This is a genomic window from Priestia sp. YIM B13552 (assembly GCF_042787775.1).
GTDB lineage: Bacteria > Bacillota > Bacilli > Bacillales > Bacillaceae_H > Priestia > Priestia megaterium_E.
Map to the genome: position 1 here is coordinate 1,124,559 of NZ_JBHZOU010000001.1, position 25,185 is coordinate 1,149,743.

Here is a 25,185-nt window from a genome sequence, read left to right on the forward strand (position 1 = left end):
TACCTGTCTATAACTGTTCGCTTTTTCTAAGGCGAATCCTTTTTATTTCTCTCGTTATTGTATGTTGTTTTAAAAGAATTAATCAAAAGTCAGTACGCTTTTGAAAAAAGGATTCTTTCTTAAGCGTACTGATTTTCAGTGATTATGTCACTTCTTTTGCTTGATTTAACCACCTTTTCATCATTTGTCCATCTTCTAAAAAAGCATCAGATGTTTGCTTTGGAATCGTGTAGGTCCTTCTGATTTTGTATACTCCAGAAGTTATATACTTTAGCATTCCTAGCCGGCATAATACCTCTATATACTCAAACAGGGGCTGTTCCATAGCAACAGGAGCCATGGTTAAAGACCGAAATATAATATACCTCTTATGAATTCTGTAGAGCCATAGCCGGCATAACTCTTGTTCTGTAACTAAATCCCCTACTTGCTTCTGCTGCATTAAATCAAGAAGCAGCCACGTTTGCCATATAGTAGCAGACGTTTCAACCATGTATAAAGAAGGCAGCGGCATGCCTGCTTCTGCTGGAATATGGGAGGGAGGAATATTTTTTTCATAAAGAGCGTGTAAAAAAGGCTGAAGCTTCTGATTAGGATAGAGGATATAATGCGTTCTCCATGCCTTCTTTTTCTTTATCCATGAAGAGAAAAATTGAGGTTGTGTATGTGTAGAAAAAAGATCATGAAAGGTATGCTCGTGAGGAGAAAGCACGACAAGCTGTGCATAACAAATCTGAGATGAAAAAGGAATAAGATGTTCAAGTTTCAACAGTTGATTAGTAGAAGGTGAAAAATAAAGAAGTGTGGGCGTATAATCGGAAAGAGTAAGAAACTGCCACTCTTGAAAAGAAAGTTGATACATGTAAGTGGATAAGCGCTTCATTCTTTTTGCTCCCATAATCCAAAGGGGCATATAATTTCCTTTCTCATAATGAATAGAACGTTTGGTTAGCACTGAGGAAGATAAGGAAGCACATTGAAATTCGATTGCATATTTTTGCGAGGGCGTATTTACAAGAAGATCTGGACGCTGCATAATGTCAGGAAGATAACTTTCTAACTCGACTTCAACATGAGAACTAAACCAGTGAAACAGCTTTCGTTTTCCATCGAGATGATAATCTGTTTCACCTTCATGCTGAGCGACGCACGTTTTTTTCAGGTGAGCAAAATGAGGGATTTTTTTTGTACCTACCTTTAACTGTACAGGGGATTGACAAGAGGGACAGTAGAACTGCTTTTCTTTTTTCCACAGCTTAAGCTGTTCAAGCGAAAAGCGCTGAGCTAGTGAAATGAGACCTTCTTCTGTTTGGGCAACTAACAATCGTACATTTCTCCTTCCTATAGCAGCGAGCTATATCCTTGTATTCGACACCTTTCTACTAAACCCTTTTCTTTCAGAAAAAAACCACATTGCAACATACGCAATGTGGTTTACAGCGATTATAATAGCGGTGAAAGCAAACGAGCCGTTGATTCAAATAGCCGCTGTATAAATGGCCGCTTTTCAAAGTCTTTAAAGTGAAGCTCACTCGTTTCTTCTAAATCTTGCATATATTCATATACGAGTTTTTGGGTACTAGCTGTGCGATATAAAAAAGCATTTACTTCAAAATTCAAATGAAAGCTTCTCATATCCATGTTAGCTGTTCCAATAGAGGCAATTTCTCTATCAACAATCACAATTTTGCTGTGCATAAATCCTTTTTTATACTCGTAAATTTTCACACCTGCTTCTAGCAGCTCAGGAAAATAAGAGCGTGATGCATGAAAAACAATTTTTTTATCGGGCCTCTGAGGTACAAGAAGCCTTACATCTATACCGCTTAGAGCAGCTACTTTGAGAGAAGTAAAAATATCTTCATCAGGTATGAAGTAAGGAGAAGCAATCCAAATGGACTCTTTCGCAGACGTAATCATCGAAAAAAATAAGTGTTTAATAATTTCCCACTCACGGTCTGGTCCGCCGGCAATCATTTGAACACCGCCGCACTTTTCCATATCAATGTCAATTAAATCCGGCGATAGATACGTTTGAGTAAGCATCGTCTGACCTGTCATATAATACCAATCTTGCAAGAAAATAAGCTGCAATGAACGGACTGCCTCACCCCTCACCATCAAATGGGTATCTCTCCAAAAGCCAAAATGCCGACTTTTCCCGAGATATTCATCACCAATGTTCAAACCTCCTACAAATCCAATTGTTCCATCAATGACTACAATTTTACGATGATTACGGAAGTTGATTTTATTATTGAGAAATGGAAGTCTCACCGGCAAAAATGGAATCATTTCTACGCCAGCGCTTCTTAACTCGTGAATATAATGCGGTGAAAGCTGAAAACTGCCCACGGCATCATACAAGAAACGTACATAAACTCCTTCTTGTACTTTCTGAATTAAAATATCTTTAATTTGTTCTCCTAAGTGATCATGTCGTACGATGTAATACTCTAAGTGGATATGATGCCTTGCATGCTTTAATGATTCCATAATTTCGTGAAACGTCTCTTTTCCATTCGTCAATGCGCGTGTATCTGATGAAAAAGAAATTGGACTCTTGCCAAGCCTGACGGCTAGCTTCAGCATTTGCTTTCTACTGGTGCCCAACTGTTCAAAGTGATTTTCTAATATATCGGAATCTCTTTCCATCTTTAAAAGCACCTGTTCATCCAGCTTTGCTTTTTTAGCAAATAAACGCCGTTTTCGCGTATTGCGTCCAAATAACAAATAAAAAAAGAACCCTATTACCGGGAAACCGCCTAATACTACGAGCCACGTTAGCGTTTGAGTTGGATGACGGTTTTCTAATGAAATAACAAGACCGATGAAAACAACACTAATCGTAATTAAGATACTTAGCACGCCAATAAATTTACCGTCCCAATACCCTTTTGTAAAATAAAGCAAAGCAATAATACCAATAACAAAAATTAAAAGCTGTAATCTATTTTTCAACTTGTTTTCACCTATCCTAAAACCAATCTTTCGTCATTAACACCGGATCCATGTACCGTTATTATCCTCAAACTAGGGATTTTAACCCTACACTTTTCTCGTTCAGAAACGAGTTTCCTTCTTTCTCCACTTATGTTCGTTTCATACAAGCAGAGAGCTTTTCCCAAAATCAAGACAAAACAAAGACCGATTTCATATACATGAAATCGGCTGCTATTATCGTAAAGGAAAATACTGTTTTACTTGTTCAAGTGCATTTTCACTGATTAATTCTTTTCCATATTCCATTAAACGATGAACTGTTACATTTGATTCATTTGCATATTCTAAAATGATACTTAAAATGTTATCAATTTCAGCTACAAAATCTTCATCATCTGTAAACTCAACGTATAAATAATATTTCCCTTCAAACACGTACATGCTGTTGATGATATCATCTAACTCTAAATGGTGACTTAAGGAAATTAAATGTTCTAAGTCTTGAAAGCGTGCGACGAACTGTAGCCCTTCGTCTTCTATAATTTCTTCTTCAAAATCAGCTTTTTTATTTTGATTCGCTTGATGATCAAGCAACGCTTCAATTTTTCCATCTACAGGGATATCGATTTTATCATTTTCACCAACAGGTACTTCGAACTTTTGACCGTCTTTTGAAACTTGTGCTCTTGTTACAATAACCTCTAGCCCCTTCTCAAGCGCATGTACTTGAATCCAAAGAGGACCTTCTGCTACAAACTCTTCTTCTTGATGAATTTCGTCCATCATCTCCCAGAATAGCTCTTCACTGCGCTCTCGGCTAAACCAAATTTCATTGCGATCAAATCCACGTTCTTCAATATCTACGTAAGTGACAAAGAATTTTACTGTGTTTTCATTAATGCGTTCGATTTCCATTATCATCTCTCCCTTCGGAAAAATCAGTGAAGGTAATCCGGCCATTTCGAACATTACCCCTAAACGATGAAGGGACTATTTTACCCCCGTGTTAAAGCAATATTACATGTACTTTCTCACTTTGTAAAGCATTCTAACTTGGGATATACAAGCATACACTATTTGAGTGAACCTTGTATATCTATTTTATGACAAAACGCGAAAGAAAGGAAATAAAAAATACTCTGACAACTCATAGCCACCTTACACCTTACTTTGTTATATACATAATCTCTTTACCCTATGAACGCTTTTTGTTAAAAATGAACACAGATAAAGCAATATGAGCTACTTATCCTTACATATTGGGAGGGAAGACTATTGGATTTAGAATTAATAACCTCCATTCTTCTTATTATCGGTATCGATATTGTATTAGGTGGAGACAACGCTATTGTTATTGCCTTAGCAAGCCGCAACTTACCTGAATATCAGCGAAATAAAGCTATTTTTTTAGGGACTGGCTTAGCTGTGATCGTTCGCATTGTACTTACTATTTTAGCTGTTTATTTACTAACTATTCCTTACTTGCAGCTCATCGGCGGTTTTTTATTAGTGATTATTGCCTTTAAGCTTCTTGTATCAGAAGGTGATGATGCATCTTCAATCCGTGCAGGTGTGACATTAGGCGCCGCTGTAAGAACGATTGTATTTGCTGATATTGTAATGGGACTAGATAATGTAATAGCTGTAGCAGGCGCAGCTCATGGAAATATTATGTTGGTTGTTACCGGATTACTCGTATCCGTCCCCATTATTGTTTGGGGAAGCAAGCTCATTTTGTATTTGATGGAGCGATTTCCCCTGCTCGTTTATGGTGGGGCAGCTATTTTAGCTTATACTGCTGGAAATATGATTGGGCATGAAAAGAACTTACATTCATTCTTTGCAGACCATACATCTCTAGGAACATTTATTCCGTTTATAACAATTGCTGTCGTGCTGATAAGCGGCATGGTTGTTAATAGCTTTCGTTCAACTAAATGATAAAGAAAAGGCCATACTAAACATTTTTATTTAGTATGGCCTTTTCTTTAGTTTAATGAGCACAGCAGTCTTTTATTCATAAAACACTTTGTACACTTAAAAAATAATCTCTGTCAGTAAAAAAAGAATAGATGGTACGAGTAAGCAACCAAGACCTGTATAAAATGTAGCTGTCATGGCTCCGTAAGGTACAAGTTTTACATCTGTCGCGGCTAAACCAGCTGCTACACCGCTCGTCGTCCCCATAACTCCTCCATAGATCATTGCTGTACGAGGGTTGTTTAATTTGATTTTCTTAGCAAATACCGGTGTTAAAATCATAACTGAAATGGATTTAATTAATCCTACAGCTATACTTAACGCGATAATATCAGAAGAGGCTCCAATCGCAGTTCCAGAAACCGGCCCCACAATATAGGTCACGGCCCCTCCTCCGATTGTGGTCAAGGCAACGGGATCTCTATATCCAAAACAAAGAGCAATAATTACACCTATTACAAAGGAATAGAAAACCCCAAAAAACAAGGCCGTAATCCCGCTGATTCCCGTTTTTTTGACTTCGCTAAAATTGGCGCCGAATGCAGTAGCAATAATGGCAAAATCTCGCAGCATTCCTCCGCCCATTAAACCAATTCCTGAAAATAACTGTATATCAGAAATCCCTTTCTCTCCTCCTGTATTCACTCCACCAATATAAGCAAGGATCAATCCAAACATAATAGCAATAGCAGATCCGTGAACTCTTCCTTTTGTTAATTTATCTGATAAAAAATAAGCAATATACATGACAATCCCAATAATAGCAAATGCCGTAATCAGCCCGTTATTTTCTAATCCTTCTTTGATCATATTCATCATTTGACCTGCTCCTTAGGTAAAATAGAAAGCTCTATTTCTTGTTCTTTCACCTTCGCTTTCTCTCCTATTCTGCTGATAAATGGTATGGATAAAAAGCCTACTACGACTACTACCACCCCTGCAAGAAGCGCCATGCCTCCTCCATCAAGAGCAGCTACAACATTTTGCTGTGCAGACATTGCTACCACGATAGGAATATAAATACCTCCCCAAAAAGCAATGCCTTCTTCGGATTTTACTTGGAGCTTATTTTTCTTCTTTAAATAATCCACCGCTAGTACAAGAAGAAGCATGGATACCCCTACTCCTCCAACGTTGGCTTCTACTCCTATCAGCCCTCCTAATGCGTCCCCTACAATTACCCCTATCAACATGCAAATAGACAGCAGCGCTACACCGAAGATTATCATATTACTTCCTCCCCAACCCATTATTGAAAGCGTTTACTTTATGGTTTAAAAATAGTGTAAAGGAAAAAAGTTGAATAACCTATGCATTTTTAGTTATATACTTATATCAAAAATGACATAATACAGTTTTTCTCTACTGTTCACTTTAAATTTATTCGAAAAAGAAATAAAAATCATGACATTTAGTCATGATTCTTATATGTATTCATGAGGTATACCGGAGGGTAAATGTTTAAAATAATCAATCACAAACTGCCTAAAGATTTGTTGTAAATCCGTCACGTAGCCTCCGTTGTTCCAAGCTAAAAAGATTGTACGTTCAAATATTTCCTCTTCAATATTCAGCAGTTTTACATCTTTCCCTGTAGAACCTCCCCAAGTTACTTCAGGAATAAAACCTATTCCTTGCTTCGCTCTAATCAAACCTCTCACTGTTGCTGGGTCATCGCTTTCAAACGTAATTTGAGGTACAAAATTCTGTTCCTTACAAATTACATCCGTTATTTTCCTTAGCTCTTTTCCTTTCTTTAGCACAATGAATTTCTCATTTTTAAGTTCCTTTAACTTTACGCGTGATTGCTTGGCTAAAGGATGATCAAGAGGCACTGCAAGCAAAATCGATTCACGGAGCAAAGGAGTATGTTCGATCTGACGGGTTGTTAATGGAAAAGCTGAAATACATAAATCAAAATCAGGCTGTGAATTAGAATTAGTCAAATGCTGCATCAGTCGAAAACGCACCTGAGGATATTGCTCACGAAATCTGCTTAATAGCTCTGGAAGTAAATGTGAACTAGCTAATACAACAAGGCGAATTTCTTCACATGGATCGTTCGACATATCCTTTAGCTCGTGCTTTGCGTCTTCTAATGTTTTTAAAGCAAGTTCTACTTTGGCACAGAATGCTTTACCATACCGATTTAATTTAATGTATTTACCGTTTCGATCAAACAAACGAATGCCTAGCTCTTTTTCTAACTGTGAAATCGTTTTGCTGAGCGCAGGCTGAGATACGTATAGCTCTTCGGCCGCTTTACTGATATGTTCTAGTCTAGCAACTACTTGGAAATATTTTAGCTGTAAAAGCTCCAATCCGTTCACCACCACTTTTATGTGTTTAGTTACTCTCTTTCTTTATTAATTACATACATACTTCATTTTCCCTGCTATTTCGACAAAAAATAAGCAGCAGGGAGCCAGTGGCTCCCTGCTGCTTATTTTTTTATATACCAACTTCAAGCAAACGTTACTTGGTTGGTTTCTTATTTAAATCTTAAACAGACAAATATAAAAATTAACCATTCACAAGTCTTTGAGCTTCGCGAAGTTGGAAAGTACGCACTTTACGTGGTAAGAAACGACGGATCTCGTCTTCATTGTAACCAACTTGTAGACGTTTTTCATCAATGATAATCGGACGGCGCAATAAGCCAGGATTTTGCTGAATTAATTCATACAAATCTTGCAAAGGCATAGCGTCTACCTGAACGTCTAGTTTTTGGAAAGTTTTCGAACGTGTTGAAATGATTTCATCTGTTCCATCTTCTGTCATACGTAAAATTTCTTTAATCTCGTCGATTGATAACGGCTCTGAAAAGATATTACGCTCTGTATATCCAATATCATTTTCCTCTAACCAAGCTTTCGCTTTACGACAAGATGTACAACTTGGTGATGTATATAATGTAACCATTTACTCCTTCACTCCTTCTATCATAATCGGTCATAACATTTAAAACATGAACTGTAAATCATGTTGTTTTATACAAACTTCAACGAGTGTAAATATTTAATGACTGATAATGAAAATCGATACTACTTTATAATTACTTTTAAAAAATAATATCTATTTGCATTATACTATAAACTTCATCGGAATGATATACTTTTTGAAGTGGACTAGTGCATTAGTTCGTTCCTTCACTGTCATTATTTTCATTGCCGATTTTCTTCATTATTTATTTACCACACTACTATTACGAATAAACCTGTAGATTAGTTTCATTTTTTTATTATTTTTTTCTTTTACAAATTCCTCAAATTTTTCAGTCACTAAAAAAGCCTTGCAGAAGAACTGACTTTTCTGCAAAGCTTTTGAGATAACCTCTTATTTATTTAATAGCTGATGTGCTTCTTTTTCCTCGTCTCATTAAGATAGGATACAGTAACAGCCCGATTACAAATAAGCCAATACCTAAGAAAAATGTTTTTAAATCAGCTGTACCTGTCTTAATCACCCAAAGTGAATAAATAAGTGCTAACGAGGCAATGATTCCGTCTTTTACTCGCGATCCTTTAATCGTGTCGTACGTCTCACCCGTCACAATAAGCTTTAATTGATAAACTGTCGTCACGAAATAAGGAACTAAATAAGCGAGAGTAGCTACAACAATAGCGAAATTATAGGCTTGCGAAACTGTACCTGAAATAGTCGCAAACAAAAACAACTGTGTTAAGCCATTTGTTAATGTTAGTGAGCGGGCTGGACTATTGTTCTGATTTGTTTTAGCAAACCACTGTGGAAACAACCCTGATTTTGCTGCTTGATAAGGAACTTCTGCACTAACAACAATCCATCCAACCGTAGAACCTAATAAAGAAATAAGTGCTAAAATGGCCATTACGTAAGCACCTTTATGTCCAATCACCATTTCTAACGTATCTACCAAAGGTTTTTGAGACTGCTGAAGCTGAGCTGTTGAAAGAATCCCCATAGCTAGAAGCGTAATCCCCACATAGATAACCATTGAGATCAATAATCCAAGCAGTGTTGCTTTCTTCACTACTTTTTGTGATTTTGCACGGTTAGATAACAGTACAGCCGATTCAATTCCGATAAACGCCCACAGCGTAGCAATGGCTGCCCCATTGACCTGACTTCCCAATCCTACATTTATACCCTTTGAATTAACAAATTCTGTACTGACCAGGTTGGATGCGCTAAATAGCGATAGCGCCACGACAATAAATAAACCGAATCCAATAATTTTAGCTGCCGTTGTGATAAAGTTAATATTACCGGCGCTATTGATATCTCGCTGCAAAATAGCTTGAATTCCCCATAGGACAATAGAACATACTAAAAACGTAATGAATTTTCCAGCTTCTAATTGAAAATCTCCAACTGAAAATAAAATATCCTTACTCTCCATTACTGGAAAGAACGTTGTTAAATATCCCGCAAACGATATGATGACAGATGCTGTTGCAGCCCAGTTGGCTGCCCAGTAGCCCCAAGCCATGCTATACCCTGCTACTTTACCTGCTTTAGGCGACGAAAAAAGATTCGCTGCATAACTTTGAGGCCCTCCTTTTAATTCGGGCTTTCTCATGACTAAGTTCCCGAATACAAGAGCAATCATGAATACGCCAAGACCTGTTGCAATCCAAGCAAGTGTTGAACCGACTGGACTTGATACGTTTGCTAAATTAGAAGGAAGCATAAATACTCCGCCGCCTACCATATTACCAACTACAAAGGCTGTTAAAAACCAAAGTCCCCATTTTTTATCTTTCATTTGCTGTGTCTCCTTTTGCTTTCTAAACGCTTAAACTTTTGAGATAGAAAGCTCGATGCTCATCTATTAACACGTAATAATTATTTGTTTCTTCATTCATCTCTTCATTTGTTTAACAATATAATATATTAGCACACTAAAGCAAAAAGTGAAATAATAAATCCTTCATTTTCTTTTGGAAAAAAATGCGGCTGGAACACAACTACATCAATCTAAAGATGAACAAATGGGGTATATGAGTTCGTATGAATCACGCTTGTTACACCGCTGTGGATTTCCGTACAAGACTTTGCTTTCCGCGAGCGGCCGGCGAGCCTCATCGTTGCTTCCGCTCCTGCAGGGTCTCGCTTTTCCCGGGAGGAGTCTTCACCTTGCCCTCCAATTAACAGATTGAAGCCCTACATACAGTAAACCTACGTTCACCATCACCATAAAAAAATCCGAACGAGTTGGATTCTTAATCAAGAATTCAACTCGTTCGGATCTTACTTCAACGAAATTACTTTTGTCCGCGCTTTATTTTTTATCTTTTATGAAAACCTTTTGAATAGTAGACAACAATCAATAAAACAAACCATACCGGACCTACAATAAGGGCTATTCTTGTATCAGAGGAAAAACCCATCACCACTACTACTCCCGCTAAGAAAGCAAGAGAGAGATATGACGTATACGGGAAAAACGGAAGCTTATATTTTAAATCACTTACTTGGTGATCGCTTAATCCCTTGCGGAAGCGAATTTGAGAAAGTAAAATAATTCCCCATGTCCAAATTGCTCCAATAGTGGCAATACTCGTCACCCAGGTGAACACCTTATCAGGAACAACATAGTTTAAGCCAACTCCGATTAGCAGTACAACAGCTGAAGCAATAACTGCTGCACCAGGCACGCCGCCTTTTGTTAAGTTGGCATAGCGTTTTGGAGCTTCCCCATGCTGAGCTAAATTAAATAACATACGGCCTGTACTAAAAATTCCACTGTTACAAGAAGATAAAGCCGCTGTTAACACTACAAAGTTTATAATCCCTGCTGCAGCGGGAATTCCAGCTTTATCAAATGTTAAAACAAATGGACTCCCTTGCGTTCCGATCTCTGGCCAAGGATAAATAGACATAATAACAAACAAAGCTCCGATGTAAAAAATCAAAATTCTCCACAGTACATTATCAATTGCTTTTGTTAATGTCTTTTCCGGATTTTTCACTTCTCCTGCTGTTACCCCAATCATTTCAATACCAAGGTAAGCAAACATAACCATTTGAAGTGATAAAAGAACACCTTTCATACCATTCGGGAAAAAGCCCCCGTGACTCCATAAATTACTGATTCCTGTTGCAATGCCGCCATTTCCAATTCCAAAGATAATCATGCCTAGTCCCAGCACAATCATAAGGATAATCGTTACTACTTTAATAAGAGAAAACCAAAACTCTAGTTCGCCATATGCTTTTACAGCTAAAAAGTTAACCCCTGTCATGATAATGAGTGCTGCAAGTGCCCATATCCACTGAGGTACACCCGGGAACCAAAACTCCATATATACTCCAACAGCTGTAATTTCAGCCATACATGTAATAATCCACATAAACCAGTAGTTCCAGCCTGTTAAATAACCAGCAAGTGGCCCTAAATAATCGTTAGCATACTTACTAAAAGAACCGGCTACTGGATTTTGCACTGCCATTTCACCTAGCGCTCTCATAATAAAAAACATAACAAGACCACTGATTCCATACATGATAAGAATACCAGGACCCGCTAACCGAATAGCGGATGCAGAACCTAAAAACAATCCAACTCCGATAGCTGCACCTAAAGACATTAAGCTAATATGTCTTTCCTCAAGTCCACGGCTTAATTCTTTTTCTTGCGTGTTCCCTTGCATAATTCTCTCTCCTAACATATCCATTTCATTTAATAGCGATAGCGGCTACGTGTATAGTATTAACTTATTTTTCAGCTAAATAATTTCAGACGGTGTATGTATTAAAAATCTAATATTACAAGTTTCACACCTGCACTTTTATCGCTATCACATCTATAAAATACAATATTAAAAAAACTTCACTTTGTTCATTTTATCAAAAATCACAAAAAATGCGATAGTTTTTTGTGATTTTCACAAATAAACTTACGATAGAAATATAATAAAAACCATTTTTTACATTATATGTTCTTATTCCACTATAATTATCTAACTATTAAGAATAATCAATCGATTATTCTTCTATATTTTCAATTATAGATGCTTACTTTTCCCTAAAAAGGGTAAAGATAAGATAACTGTTTAAACACTATTATGAACATCATCGTGAAAAGATCAGTAGGAGGGTGCTATGAATTGGTATGAAAAATTAAGTCAATATTTTCCCATTGAAGAAATGAAATCAAAGAAGCATATCGAAACGCTTTTACAAGAACGCAGCGATATTTATCATAAAAATGAAGGACCTCATCACGTATTAATGTACGTGGAAACAAACCAATTTATCTTTATCGATTACCTCTTTGTTTCAAAAGACGCTCGAGGTCAAGGGCTTGGCGGTAAATTAATTGATGAGTTAAAACAGCACAACAAACCAATTATCTTAGAAGTAGAGCCTGTAGACTATAAAGATTCAGACTCAGCAAAACGACTGCACTTTTATAAACGTGCAGACTTTAAGCATGCTCAAACAATTGGCTATAATCGTCGGTCATTAGCTACAAATGAAATTAACCAAATGGAAATTCTATATTGGTCTCCTACCTCTGAAACAGAGGAAAGCATTTTAAATAAAATGAAAAAAACGTACGAGTTAATTCATACGTACAAAGACAAAGAAATATACGGTGCGTCCTATCAGCCAGCAGATCAAGTGCTAAAAATTGATAAGAATCGTAAAGACGGCGATATCTTAGCAGATTTATAAAAAGAAGGTAGACGCATGTCTACCTTCTTTTTATATTTTTTGAATTATTATTCAACACAGAACATTATTAACCACTTATATTCCTTTAGTTATAAGGTTTATACATAGATATTTTGTCTTAAATATAAAATTCTGAAAATTTTTAATAGTATTTCTCAATCCTTTACTGTATAATACCTGTAAAGCGCTAATGTTACTTGTTCTTACATGTTTTTTGCAACTTGAAGCTTAGTGTTCTTTGATAACTAAATAAAAAACGACCTCGTTGTGAGATCGTTTTTGTTATGTTGTATATGTGGCAAACTCTGCTTGAGAACAAGACACGTAGTGACCTGGAGATACTTCTCTAAGCTCCGGTTCTTCACCGTTATAGTCATGGATACTTGGATCATAAATTTTGCGCTGACGTGTTTTTTCACTGTCAGGATCGGGAAGCGGAATAGCTGAAAGCAACGCTTTTGTATATGGATGAACAGGGTTTCGATAAAGTTCATCACTTGGTGCAAGCTCTACAATCTTACCTCTGTACATAACGCCGATGCGGTCACTGATGTATTTTACCATTGACAAATCATGGGCGATAAATAAATATGTTAGTCCACGTTCACGCTGTAACTTCTTCATTAAGTTAACAACTTGAGCTTGTATAGATACGTCCAAAGCTGAGATTGGTTCATCTGCGATGATAAAATCTGGTTCTACTGCCAGTGCTCTTGCGATACCGATACGCTGACGCTGACCGCCACTAAACTCATGTGGATAGCGATTCGCATGTTCTTTGTTAAGCCCGACTGTTTCAAGAAGCTCGTGAACCTTTGCCATACGCTCTTTTTTAGTCTTAGCTAAACCGTGAATGTCAATGCCTTCTGCTATGATATCTGCTACGGTCATACGAGGGTTAAGCGACGCATATGGATCTTGGAAAATCATTTGCATTTTACGATTGAATTTTTTAAGCTCTGAGCGGGATTTGCGACCATGTACATTTTCGCCATTAAATAGCACCTCACCGCTAGTAGCGTCGTATAAACGAATAATCGTTCTGCCTGTCGTTGACTTTCCGCAACCGGATTCACCTACAAGCCCTAATGTTTCTCCGCGGAAGATGTCAAACGTCAGACCATCAACTGCTTTAATTGTTCCTTTACTTGTGAAAAAATGTTGCTTTAAGCCTTTAATCTCTAATAATTTATCTGTCATATTATTCACCATCCTTCGCTACGAGTACAGGGGTGCTGTATACATTATCAACTTTACGCATGCGGCGCTGAACTGAAGCAGGCGGCTCTACTTTTGGTGCATCGGGATGCAACAGCCATGTTTTCGCATAGTGCGTATCAGATATTTTGAACATTGGAGGTTCTTGCTCAAAGTCAATTTTCATTGCGTATGGATTTCGCGCTGCAAATGCATCTCCCTTTGGAGGATTCGTTAAATCTGGCGGCGTTCCAGGAATAGCAGCAAGCTCTTCTTCTGCCTCGTTATCTAAGCTTGGCATAGAAGCTAGCAGTCCCCACGTATACGGATGTTTTGGATCGTAAAACACTTCATCCACTGTGCCGGTTTCAACAATTTGACCAGCGTACATAACGGCTACTCGATCTGCTACATTTGCTACTACACCAAGATCATGGGTAATAAAGATAATAGATGTATCCGTTTTTTTCTGAATGTCTTTCATCAACTCTAAAATTTGAGCTTGAATTGTTACATCAAGCGCTGTTGTTGGTTCATCAGCGATCAAGAGTTTCGGATTAGAAGCAAGAGCCATTGCAATAACAACACGCTGTCTCATCCCGCCGCTGAATTCATGCGGATATTGATTCACACGCTGTTCTGGAAAAGGAATTCCTACAAGCGTTAATAACTCGACTGCCCGTTTTTTTGCTTCTGCTTTAGATACTTTGGAATGCTTGATTACGACTTCACCAATTTGAGCCCCAACTTTCATCGTTGGATTCAAGGAAGTCATCGGATCTTGGAAGATCATACCGATATCTTTACCGCGAATAGCTTCCATTTCTTTATCCGTTTTCTTAGCTAAATCAATACCGTCAAACAGCATTTCACCGCTTTTGATTCGGCCAGGAGGCATCGGAATAAGGCGCATGATCGTTTGTGAAGTTACACTTTTACCAGATCCTGACTCACCAACAATTGCTAAAGTTTCACCTTTATTTAAGTGGAAGTTAACGCCGCGAACAGCTTGAACTTCTCCGCCATATGTTTTAAATGATACAGCTAAATTTTTTACTTCTAATAAACGTGACATATGAGTCCACTTCCTTACTTACGTAGTTTTGGATCTAACGCATCTCGTAATCCATCACCAATTACGTTGAACGCTAAGATTGTTAAACAGATAAACAAACCTGGGAAAAATAAGCGCCAAGGATAGTATTCCAAAGCAGGTAAGCCTTCTGAAGCCATTGTTCCCCAGCTTGCAAGCGGTGCCGGAACGCCTAGTCCCAAGTAGCTTAAAAATGCTTCTGTAAAGATTGCTGAAGGAATCGTTAGTGTCATTGTTACTAAAATTGGACCTGTTGCGTTAGGAATAAGATGTTTAAATAAAATACGTTTTGTTGTTGCTCCTAATGTTTGTGAAGCCATTACGTACTCTTGATTTTTCAACTGCAATACTTGTCCACGTACAATACGGGCCATGTTTATCCAGCCGGTAATGGTCATCGCCAAAATCATCGTGCCTAACCCTTGGCCAAGCATAACCATTAAAATAATAACCAGTAAAAGGTAAGGAACACCATATAAGATATCCGCAACACGCATCATTGTTTCATCCGTACGGCCGCCGCGGTATCCAGAGATGCTCCCCCAAACTACGCCGATGAATAAATCAATTAAAGCTGCTGCTAATCCGATAAATAATGAAATACGAGCGCCTTCCCACGTACGAGCAAAAACATCACGCCCTAATTCATCTGTACCGAACCAGTGCTCAGAAGATGGAGCCTGATTAGCATTCAGTAAATCATTGGTTGCATAATCATATTTCACCATCAATGGACCAAATATAGCCATAAAAACAAGGAGAACCATTAGTACTACACCAAACATAGCAAGCTTATTTTTGCGAAAACGAATAAAAACATCTTGCCAGAATGAAAGACTCGGTTTTTCAATCTTTTCTGCCTGAGCGCGGTCAATCCCTGCTGTTTCAAACATTTCTTTAGGAATTTTCGGAAGTTGCTGCATAGTTACTCTCCTTTCTTAGCACCTGTAAGTTTAATTCGAGGATCAATGAAGCCGTATGCAATATCTACAAGCAAGATACAAAAAAGTAGTAAAATACTGTAGAATACCGTTACGCCCATAATCGTTGTATAATCTCGGTTTGAGATACTGAGTACAAAGTGTGAACCTAATCCCGGGATACCAAATATCTTTTCAATAACAAAGCTACCCGTTAAAATCCCTGCTACTAAAGGTCCCATATAGGATACAACTGGAAGCATCGCATTTCTCATGGCGTGTTTAACTGTAATAACGCCTCTGCTTAAACCTTTTGCTTTCGCTGTACGAATATAATCATTGCTTAATACTTCAAGCATACTCGAACGAGTTAATCGTGCGATAAACGCCATAGGGGTTGAAGCAAGTGCAAGAGCTGGTAACACCGTGTGTGCCCAAGATTCCCAGCGTGCAACCGGAAAAATTTGTAGTTTCATAGCCAAAACGTATTGTAATACCGCTGCCATGATAAAACTCGGAACTGAGATTCCTAGAACTGCAATAACCATCGCCGTGTAATCTTGCCACTTATTATGTTTTAAAGCAGCAATAACACCAAGTACTACACCAATAGCAATCGCTATTAAAATAGCTTCCATCCCTAGCATGAATGAAACAGGGAATCCGCCGTTAATCAAATCATTTACCGTTTGGCCTTTATATTTGAAAGATGGACCAAAATCCCACTTTAAAATTGATGTTAAATAATCAAAGTACTGATGGTACCAAGGCTGGTCTAGACCGTAATACTGATTTAGATTTTTTTGAATTTCAGGGGGAAGCTGCTTTTCTGATGTGAATGGACCTCCTGGAACAGCACGCATTAAGAAAAAGGTCGCTGTTACGATCAGCCATAATGATAGAAACATATAAATAAGTCGTTTTCCTATATATTTGAACACCCTGACACACCTCCATATTTTTACAAAATTCGCGCACAAGAAAGAAAAGTATATGGAGCACCAGGCCCCATATACCCTTTGTCATAATTGATGTTACTTACTCAAAATGAGCCCATTTAATCTGAATGTCTCCAAGTCCAGACATCACAACATCTTTCAGCTGCTTATCTTGTACCCAAGCGTTTGTATAGAAGTAGATTGGTGCCACTGGCATTTCATCCATGAAGATACCTTCTGCTTTTTTCAACATTTCCAGACGTTTTTTAGGATCTGTTTCTTTTTGAGAGTCAATTAATAACTTTTTATATTCTGGGTTTTCCCAGTTTGTATCATTGTTTCCGCCTTTTTTATCACGGAACAATTCTAAGAAGTTGATTGGATCGTTAAAATCTCCTAACCAGCCCATACGTCCAACTTGATAATCTCCTTGGTGTAATTTTTCAATGTAAACAGCCCACTCAGAGTTGTCTAACTGTACTTTAATACCAAGGTTTTTCTTCCACATATCTTGAACAGCTTGTGCAATTTTTGCATGTTTTTCATCCGTGTTGTATGAAACCTTAATTGCTGGTAGTTCTGAAGCGTCTTTAAGGCCCATTTCTTTCAAGCCTTTTTCTAAATATTCTTTTGCTTTTTTCACATCATTGTCTTTGAAGTAACCTTTTTTGTTGTCTTCAAACATTGTTGGTGGTACAGCCGCCATCGCTGGAACTGAACCGTCTTTTGTAATTTGTTCTGTAATACCTTTACGATCAATTGCATAAGCTAATGCTTTACGAATGTTCACGTTATCTAAAGGTTTTTGTTCTGTATTAAACTTGTACCAGTAAGTACCTGCAATCTCTTGAATGTTTAATGAACCGTCTTTCTTTAATTCAGGAAGTGCATCAGCTGGTAATTGACCAGTAGGCATACCCGCCCAGTCTAATTCACCGTTTTTGAACATTGAAAGTTCAGTGTTGTTATCATTGATCATGTACATTTCAACTTTTTTAAGTTTTACAGCATCTTTATCCCAATAGTTTTCATTAGGAACTAACTCGATTTTGTCATTATGTTTCCAAGTTTTAAGCTTGAAAGGACCGTTTGACGTATAGTTTTCGCCTGCATTTGTGTACCATTTTTCATTTGATTCAGCAATTTTCGTATTCACTGGGAAGTACGTATAGAAAGCTGTTAATTCTAAGAAATATGGCGTTGGATTTTCTAATGTTACTTCAAGCGTTTTATCATCTGTTGCTTTAACCGCAACATCATCTAATGAACCTTTTCCTTCATTAGCAGCTTGTGCATTTTTAACATAGTATAATTGATATGCATATTGAGATTCGTTTTTAGGATCTAACGCCCATTTCCATGCATATTCGAAATCTTTTGCTGTTACAGGGTCACCATTTGACCATTTTGCATCGTCGCGAATCGTAAACGTATATTTAGTTTGATCATCGCTGACCTTCACATCTTTCGCCATTGCATTTTCAGGTTTTCCATCTTTACCGATACGAGTTAAACCTTCAAATGTTTGTAATAATACGTTTGATGACGTTGAATCATTAGCTAAGCCTGGGTTTAGTGAAAAAGGCTCAGTTTTAATGTTTACGCGAAGCTCTTGCTCTTTTTTCTTGTCGCCGCCATCACTGCTAGCATTTTCACTGCCACCAGATTCTTTGTTAAATCCACATGCAGCTAAAAACAAGCTCATTACAAGCAGCAAACTGAAAAGAATCGACAACCTTTTCTTCATTGCGTGTTACCCCCTATTAAATTTTGTTTGTGTGGCAACCATATTTTTTTGATATGCACTAATTTCTTAATCCTCTTTCAATACAAAATAATCAGTTATTTTTTCACGTAGTAGAGCATTAAAGACCTCACTGCAAAATTATTCTTCTACTCTATGAAACTGTCATCAATTGTTTACATGCTGTAAATCCAATGTATGCGCTTAATATGTAGAAGACTCATTCATTACAAAATTCGCTAATTGAAACAAAACATTGTCTATTTTGTGTTTTCTGAAAAATTAAGAAATTGTAATACCTTTGTAAAAAATATGTTTGTTACGCCTATTATAAATATTTTAAAAATTTATTGCAATACTATTATTTAATGGTATTTTTTTGTCATGAGGGAAAAAACCTTATCTTATAAGGATTGTGCCTACTTGTCAGACTTCTAAAATCTTTTTTGTAGTATAGGTATTACAAGAGTATTACAAAGTTATTAGAAATACTAAATAAAAGATTTTTACCAAATCCTCCACCAAATTTTCATCAAGAAATGCTTTAATTAAAAGGTTCTTGTCTTTTTTTGCCGCTGAAAAATTCCAGTAAATTGTCTTATAAAACTTTTTAGCGATAAGATGTTTAAATTCCTGCTTTTTCGCGTTATAATAACGAATAACTATATAATTAAAGCTGTGAAAAAGAGTAGTATGCAGAATTTTCATTTTTAGAGAGTTTGTGGCTGGTGAGAACAAACATTGAAACCTGCAGAATGGACTTTGGAGCTTTCAAGTGCAAAGCTTGAACGTTGACCTCAACGTTACATGAATAAAGATAGTTCACAATTATGTGTGCTAATTAGGGTGGCAACGCGGTCCATTCGCCCCTAGCTTATGCTAGGAGTGGATGGGCCTTTTTATGTTGTATCCGTAAATTAGCATCATATATGTGCAGATGAAAGGAAGATTTGATGAAAACAATTTTTTCAGGTATTCAACCAAGCGGTACAATCACTTTAGGTAACTACATTGGAGCGATGAAGCAATTTGTTGAACTTCAACATGACTATAACTGTCATTTTTGTATTGTAGATCAGCATGCAATTACAACGCCTCAAGATCGTTTAGCACTTCGTAAAAACATTCGCAGCCTTGCTGCTCTGTATGTAGCGGTAGGAATTGATCCAGCAAAATCGACTTTATTTATTCAATCGGAAGTGCCTGCCCACACAGAAGCGGGATGGATGTTACAGTGCGTAGCGTATATCGGTGAACTTGAACGTATGACTCAGTTTAAAGATAAGTCCGCTGGAAAAGAAGCAGTATCAGCAGGATTACTAACTTACCCTCCATTAATGGCAGCGGATATTCTTTTATACAACACCGATTTGGTTCCAGTTGGTGAAGATCAAAAGCAGCATTTAGAATTAACGCGTGACTTAGCTGAGCGCTTTAACAAAAAATACAATGATATCTTCACTATCCCTGAAGTACGTATTCCAAAAGTGGGCGCACGCGTCATGTCTCTTCAAGATCCTACGAAAAAAATGAGCAAGTCCGATCCAAACCAAAAAGCTTTCATTACGCTCTTGGATGACGCTAAAACAATTGAAAAGAAAATCAAAAGTGCCGTAACGGATTCAGAAGGTATTGTTCGCTACGATAAAGAAAATAAGCCAGGTATTTCAAACTTATTAAGTATTTATTCAATCCTAGCCAATAAATCGATCGAAGACATTGAAGCGATGTACGAAGGCAAAGGTTATGGTGACTTTAAAGCTGACACAGCCAAAGTGGTAGCTGAAGCACTTGCTCCAATTCAAAAAAGATATTATGAATTAGTTGATTCTAGCGAGCTAGATGATATTTTAGATCAAGGTGCCGATAAAGCAAATGCAACGGCTAATAAAATGCTTCGCAAAATGCGAAACGCAATGGGAATTGGCCGTAAACGTTAAAAAAACGACTGCTATGCAGTCGTTTTTTTTAATTAACTTTTGGCTCTTGTTCAATTTCCCAAAGTTTTTCAAAGAAAGGTTGTCCTTTTACTAAGCGCTCGCATAATAATTTATGCTTCGGTGACCACCCTGACTTCGTTTCATCGTATAGCTGATTCCACACGTCTTGAAACGGCATCTCTTGAATGTCTTCGTACTTCGTTGGATTCCACTCCGTGTACCAGTAGCGGATTTGAGCTGTATTTTTTGTTGTATGTAGCTGATCAAGTGCCATAAATAACAGCTGTTTTAGCTGACGTTCTTTACGTGTTAGTCCTCTCATCGTTTCAGGAGACGGTGAAAGAATATGATGCTCTTTTTTATTCAGCTCGTCTTCACTGAACTTATATTCTAGCTCTTCTTGATCCGCAATCATCTCATAGACTAACTGTTCTTGTCTTGGAATTAAGCGGCTTTTTCGAATTGGAATATGATATCCCATCGTATCAATTGCTAAAATATTCGTTCCATCTGTAACGATAAAACAATATTCAACCTGCGTGCGTTCATGATTTTTCCGAATGTATGCTTTCTGATAGACATCTTGTAGTAGTTGTTGAGGTAGCTCGGAAAGATCATTTTCAATGTAATGAAATAAAAGCGGATTTACTTTTAATAACGGTGCTTGATCGAGCAGTTCTACACAATCGTCTTTTCTCCACTCATGGAAATGACACACATTATAACCGTTTTCTTCGCCTTCAAACCAATTAACCCATACATCATGAAGATATAGCATAATTTACCCCTCACTTACTATCTGTTTGTTATCCATCAGTATAGGCAGATAAAGGAATTTTTATTCCAAATGATGTTATTTTTCTAAAAATTAATTGTAAAATACCTTCGTTGTTGGCTATTGTTCAAATGCACTTATTTCGAAGCACAGATATAACGCCAGTGCTAATGATTGCTAAAGGCTTTATGAGCTATATCGACCCCTATAAGCAGAAAAAAATCCGAGTTTCTTCTATAGTAATAGGTTTGTCAGGAGGTCTGACAAACCTAAAAAAATCTATCACACTTTTGTGATAGATTTTTAACGAAGAGATTTGGGATTCAAAGCATCTTTTAATCCTTCACCAATGAAGTTGATAGCTAGGATCGTAAATGTAATAGCTAAACCTGGCGGAACCCACATCCAAGGCTTATTCTGCAGCACATCTGATTCCCTTGCTTCTGTCAGCATATTCCCCCAGCTTGGCGTATCAGCCGGCACGCCAAAACCGATAAAGCTAATCGCTGACTCAAACACAATAAGGATCGCCATCTGCAAACTGGCTTGAACCACAATCGTTGAAAACACATTTGGCAGCAAATGTTTAAAGATGATTTTAAACGGGCTGCACCCAATGGAAACAGCTGAAAGCACATATTCATTTTCTTTTTCAGCCAAGACTTTGCTTCGAACCAGCCGGGCCGTACTTCCCCAGCTTAGGAAACTAACAACTAGGATGAGCGTCCAAACGCCTGAGATCTTTCCAATTAGGATTGTATTTAACACTACAACGAAAACAATTAGCGGAAAGTTTAATACAAAGTCTGTAAAACGCATTAAGAATTGATCCACCTTGCCCCCGTAATAACCCGCAATCGAACCAATAAAAGTTCCGATTAAAATAACGAGCGTTGTACAAGCAACTCCAATCAGTAACGAAGTTCTTCCTCCATACAATGTACGTGCAAATACGTCTCGCCCATTTGTATCCGTTCCAAACCAATGCTCACTAGAAGGCGCTGCATTCATCGCCATATAGTCGATACGTGTAATATCTGCTTTTGTAAGCAGCGGTGCAAAAATGGCAAGAAGCGTAATCACAATCATAAAAGCTAAACTTATCATGGCCAGTTTATTTTTAACAAACTTCTTTCGCGCAATCGCCCATGGAGAAAGGTTTTTAGGAGCTTTCATATTCACTTCTGGCTGTACATCTTTTTTCGTTACAATTTCCATACTTTCTCCTCCTAATCCAAACGAATACGCGGATCTGCTACGCCGTATAACACATCTGCAAGTAAATTTCCAAGTAGTGTAAGTACTGAAAATAGCATCGTTAGTGACATCATTACAGAATAATCCCGGGTCGACACAGATTCTACAAATAACATTCCAATACCTGGGTATGTAAAAATTGTTTCTGTAATAATAGCTCCTCCAATTACTGTTACAAGGTCAAAACCTAAGAAGGTGATAAGAGGAATCATTGAATTGCGTAAGATATGAACATTATAAATTTTAGATTCTTTTGTCCCTTTTGCTCTGGCTGTGCGCACAAAATCTTTGCGACTGTTTTCAATAATATCATTACGTAAAAACTGCGTATATTGAGCAGTTGACATCAGTCCTAATATTAAAGCTGGGAGAATAACATGATGTATTCTACTTTGTATATATGCCCACGTTCCTTTTTCTAATCCAACTTCTACTGAACCGCTAAATGGAAACCAATCTAGCTGAAAAGAAAAGAAATAAATTCCTACAATTCCAGCAATGAACGATGGAACCGCTAATGCAAAATAGTTATACCCTGCAATTAGATTATCTCCTAAAGTATACGGTTTTTTACCTGCATACATCCCCAGTATAAAAGCAAATACATAAGTAATAAATAATGAAGTCAGCGCTAAAAATATAGTATTAGGCATACGTTCTTTTATAATTTCAAGTGTCGGCAACTTATGTGTTGTTGATTTTCCAAGATCTCCTTGAAGCACCCCTTTAATCCAAGTCCAATACTGTACATAGATAGGATCATTATATCCAAGCTTATCACGCATCTCTTCGATATATTTTGGATCTGTCTTACTTGGGTCAATCATGCCCCCAAAAGGGTCCCCTGGCATCATTTTTGCCAGGGAAAAAACGACAAAGGAGATTAGAATCAACATAGGAATCATTCCTAAAATACGTCTTAATGAGTATTGTAGCATCGTTGATTCTCCTTCTTTTAATTATTCTGTCACTGACCACTTATGTGAATCTAGGATGATTGTATCTGGATCCATCGTTACATTTTTAAGACGTTTATTAACTGCATAGATGTTAACATTTTCCCATAAAGGAAGGGCTGGAAGCTCTTCGTTGAATAACTTCTGCCACTTCACAGAAACATCTTTACGATATTTATCATCAAATGCTTTTTCACTTAACGAATCTTTAATCAGCTGATCAGATTCTTTATTAATCCAACGACCATGGTTCCACTCTGCATTTGATCCCCACGTAATACTTGGGTCTGGGTCATATCCTGTTCCCCATGAGCCAAAAAATGCATCTAACGATTTATCATCGTTTTCTTTCATTTCATTGTATAAGTTAAATTCAATTAATGAACCCGATGCTAATTCAGTTTTCACACCAATATCGTTCCATGCTTGAATAATGGCTTTTGCACGCCCCTCAAAGTTTGCTGGGCCAGCGTAATGTCCAAACGAGATCTTATATGGCTTACCGTCTGGATCTTCAACAAATCCATCGCCATTTACATCTTTATAACCTGCTTCTGCTAATAATTTTTTAGCTTTTTCTGGGTTATATTTATACTGGTTTAAATCTTTTGGATCTGCTGCTAACCAGAAAACAGACGGAATAACCGTATTTGAAACCGTTGCTTTATCATTCATGAACGCTTTAATCATAGCTGGTCGATTTAATGCATACATTAGCGCTTGACGCACTTTTTTATCTTTAAACTTATCATAATCGTCTACACTGATACCTTTGTCCTTATCTCTATGACCAAAACGAAGGCCTATATAAGAATAGATAGATGCTTTTCCTTCGAGAAGTTCAATGTTGTCCAATTTATTGATTTGTCCTAAATCTGCTGGGCGTACACTTAATACATCGATTTCATTTTTCTTTAAAGCTCCGGCCGCAACAGATGGATCAATAACCTTTACGACAACTTTATCCAAGTGAGGCTTCCCTTGCCAATAGTCATCATTACGCTCTAATTCCACGTACTCTCCTGATACTACTTTCTTTACTTTAAAAGGACCTACACCAATTGGCTCCTGACGAACTTTTTTCGATTCTTGAAGATCCTTCACAGCAATACCTTCATAATATTTCTTCGGCATTGGATATGCCCATAACGTGTCTAGGTTATTCACTCGAACATCTTTAAACGTTACTTTAAACGTATGAGGATCAACAACTTCTACTCCAGAAATAGAGTCTGCTTTGCCATCGTGGTATTCTTGAGCACCTTTAATAATTTCTACATTGGCATAACGCGGTCCTGTGTAATCTTTATTTGCTATTGTCTCATACGTATACTTAAAGTCATCAGCTGTTAGCTCATCGCCATTGTGCCATTTAACACCTTCTTTTAATTTGAAGGTATATGTTAATTTATCATCACTAATTTTCCAAGTAGCTAAGTTGGGCTGAATTTTTATCTCTTTATCGTAATCATAAAGACCTTCATTAATAAACTGCAGAACGTTAGCGTCGTATTCACCTTGATAGAAACTAAAATCGAATACTCCTTCCGGCGCTCCGTCAATCCCATACGTAATCGTCCCGCCATCTTTTGGCTTGTCTGTTTTTGCACTTTCAGTTTTTGTTTCTCCGCCTTCTTTATTACTAGAAGATGAAGAACTGCTTCCACCGCTGCATGCCGCTAGAAAAAGCGACAGCACAAGCAAAATGGAAACAAGTGATAAAAACGATTTCTTTTTCATCATGACGTTCCCCCTATTTAACTAATAATCTGTTCGTATG

21 protein-coding genes and 1 other annotated feature are annotated in these 25,185 nt (G+C 37.4%); of the genes, 3 read left to right on the top strand and 18 right to left on the bottom strand.

Going from position 1 to position 25,185, the window contains the following annotated elements; all coding sequences use genetic code 11:
- Positions 1–142: 142 nt before the first annotated feature.
- The 3 genes from ACFX40_RS05495 to mecA all read right to left on the bottom strand — a co-directional run bounded on the left by ACFX40_RS05495 (position 143) and on the right by mecA (position 3,858).
- Complete coding sequence (locus ACFX40_RS05495; RefSeq protein WP_377254392.1) at positions 143–1,324, bottom strand: competence protein CoiA; 1,182 nt, start codon at positions 1,322–1,324, stop codon at positions 143–145.
- Positions 1,325–1,443: 119 nt separating this feature from the next.
- Positions 1,444–2,961 carry a cardiolipin synthase gene (cls, locus tag ACFX40_RS05500; RefSeq protein ID WP_377254395.1) on the bottom strand — a complete coding sequence of 506 codons (1,518 nt, stop codon included), beginning with the start codon at positions 2,959–2,961 and terminating at the stop codon, positions 1,444–1,446.
- A 216-nt stretch (positions 2,962–3,177) separates the two neighbouring features.
- Positions 3,178–3,858, bottom strand: coding sequence for an adaptor protein MecA (gene mecA / locus ACFX40_RS05505; protein WP_013055427.1), 681 nt, complete (start codon positions 3,856–3,858; stop codon positions 3,178–3,180).
- 360 nt (positions 3,859–4,218) lie between these two features.
- On the opposite strand from mecA, the gene ACFX40_RS05510 reads away from it, so the two are divergent.
- Entirely contained in the window at positions 4,219–4,884 is a 666-nt protein-coding gene (locus tag ACFX40_RS05510; protein WP_028407478.1) for a TerC family protein, read from the top strand.
- Positions 4,885–4,980: 96 nt separating this feature from the next.
- Here ACFX40_RS05510 and madM read toward each other — a convergent pair whose 3' ends face one another.
- The 6 genes from madM to ACFX40_RS05540 form a co-directional block, all read right to left on the bottom strand.
- A complete protein-coding gene (gene madM / locus ACFX40_RS05515; RefSeq protein WP_028407477.1) occupies positions 4,981–5,742 on the bottom strand; it encodes a malonate transporter subunit MadM in 762 nt (253 codons plus the stop codon).
- On the bottom strand, positions 5,739–6,152 hold the full coding sequence (gene madL / locus ACFX40_RS05520; RefSeq protein WP_377254398.1) for a malonate transporter subunit MadL: 414 nt from the start codon (positions 6,150–6,152) through the stop codon (positions 5,739–5,741). Before madL ends, madM begins: the two co-directional genes overlap by 4 nt.
- 195 nt (positions 6,153–6,347) lie before the next feature.
- A complete protein-coding gene (locus ACFX40_RS05525; protein ID WP_098333849.1) occupies positions 6,348–7,244 on the bottom strand; it encodes a LysR family transcriptional regulator in 897 nt (298 codons plus the stop codon).
- A 202-nt stretch (positions 7,245–7,446) separates the two neighbouring features.
- The gene (gene spxA / locus ACFX40_RS05530; protein WP_013055422.1) at positions 7,447–7,845 is read right to left on the bottom strand and encodes a transcriptional regulator SpxA; all 399 of its coding nucleotides are present in this window, start codon (positions 7,843–7,845) and stop codon (positions 7,447–7,449) included.
- A gap of 418 nt (positions 7,846–8,263) precedes the next feature.
- On the bottom strand, positions 8,264–9,670 hold the full coding sequence (locus ACFX40_RS05535; protein WP_028407474.1) for an amino acid permease: 1,407 nt from the start codon (positions 9,668–9,670) through the stop codon (positions 8,264–8,266).
- A 523-nt stretch (positions 9,671–10,193) separates the two neighbouring features.
- On the bottom strand, positions 10,194–11,558 hold the full coding sequence (locus ACFX40_RS05540) for an amino acid permease (protein WP_263034584.1): 1,365 nt from the start codon (positions 11,556–11,558) through the stop codon (positions 10,194–10,196).
- Positions 11,559–12,009: 451 nt separating this feature from the next.
- Between ACFX40_RS05540 and ACFX40_RS05545 the strand changes: the two genes are divergently transcribed.
- Positions 12,010–12,585 carry a GNAT family N-acetyltransferase gene (locus tag ACFX40_RS05545; protein WP_028407472.1) on the top strand — a complete coding sequence of 192 codons (576 nt, stop codon included), beginning with the start codon at positions 12,010–12,012 and terminating at the stop codon, positions 12,583–12,585.
- A 282-nt stretch (positions 12,586–12,867) separates the two neighbouring features.
- On the opposite strand, the gene ACFX40_RS05550 is transcribed toward ACFX40_RS05545, so the two are convergent.
- The 5 genes from ACFX40_RS05550 to ACFX40_RS05570 form a co-directional block, all read right to left on the bottom strand.
- Positions 12,868–13,785: an ABC transporter ATP-binding protein gene (locus tag ACFX40_RS05550; protein ID WP_028407471.1), complete on the bottom strand. Its 918-nt coding sequence runs from the start codon at positions 13,783–13,785 to the stop codon at positions 12,868–12,870.
- Position 13,786: 1 nt separating this feature from the next.
- Positions 13,787–14,857, bottom strand: coding sequence for an ABC transporter ATP-binding protein (locus tag ACFX40_RS05555; RefSeq protein ID WP_028407470.1), 1,071 nt, complete (start codon positions 14,855–14,857; stop codon positions 13,787–13,789).
- Between the two features lie 14 nt (positions 14,858–14,871).
- Positions 14,872–15,798 (bottom strand): ABC transporter permease, encoded by a 927-nt coding sequence (locus ACFX40_RS05560; protein WP_013055416.1) that lies wholly within the window; start codon positions 15,796–15,798, stop codon positions 14,872–14,874.
- Positions 15,799–15,800: 2 nt separating this feature from the next.
- On the bottom strand, positions 15,801–16,736 hold the full coding sequence (locus ACFX40_RS05565) for an ABC transporter permease (protein ID WP_013055415.1): 936 nt from the start codon (positions 16,734–16,736) through the stop codon (positions 15,801–15,803).
- A gap of 97 nt (positions 16,737–16,833) precedes the next feature.
- Positions 16,834–18,480: a peptide ABC transporter substrate-binding protein gene (locus tag ACFX40_RS05570; protein ID WP_013055414.1), complete on the bottom strand. Its 1,647-nt coding sequence runs from the start codon at positions 18,478–18,480 to the stop codon at positions 16,834–16,836.
- Positions 18,481–19,146: 666 nt separating this feature from the next.
- Positions 19,147–19,351, top strand: a binding site (T-box leader).
- 76 nt (positions 19,352–19,427) lie between these two features.
- Between ACFX40_RS05570 and trpS the strand changes: the two genes are divergently transcribed.
- Complete coding sequence (trpS, locus tag ACFX40_RS05575) at positions 19,428–20,417, top strand: tryptophan--tRNA ligase (RefSeq protein WP_026106503.1); 990 nt, start codon at positions 19,428–19,430, stop codon at positions 20,415–20,417.
- Positions 20,418–20,445: 28 nt separating this feature from the next.
- Here the strand turns inward: trpS and ACFX40_RS05580 are convergent, their stop codons facing one another.
- The 4 genes from ACFX40_RS05580 to opp4A form a co-directional block, all read right to left on the bottom strand.
- Positions 20,446–21,195 carry a YjbA family protein gene (locus tag ACFX40_RS05580; protein ID WP_014461589.1) on the bottom strand — a complete coding sequence of 250 codons (750 nt, stop codon included), beginning with the start codon at positions 21,193–21,195 and terminating at the stop codon, positions 20,446–20,448.
- Positions 21,196–21,495: 300 nt separating this feature from the next.
- Positions 21,496–22,410, bottom strand: coding sequence for an oligopeptide ABC transporter permease (gene opp4C, locus ACFX40_RS05585; RefSeq protein ID WP_028407468.1), 915 nt, complete (start codon positions 22,408–22,410; stop codon positions 21,496–21,498).
- Positions 22,411–22,421: 11 nt separating this feature from the next.
- Positions 22,422–23,387 carry an oligopeptide ABC transporter permease gene (gene opp4B / locus ACFX40_RS05590; protein ID WP_016763044.1) on the bottom strand — a complete coding sequence of 322 codons (966 nt, stop codon included), beginning with the start codon at positions 23,385–23,387 and terminating at the stop codon, positions 22,422–22,424.
- 21 nt (positions 23,388–23,408) lie between these two features.
- Complete coding sequence (gene opp4A / locus ACFX40_RS05595; protein ID WP_377237325.1) at positions 23,409–25,148, bottom strand: oligopeptide ABC transporter substrate-binding protein; 1,740 nt, start codon at positions 25,146–25,148, stop codon at positions 23,409–23,411.
- Positions 25,149–25,185 lie beyond the last annotated feature (37 nt).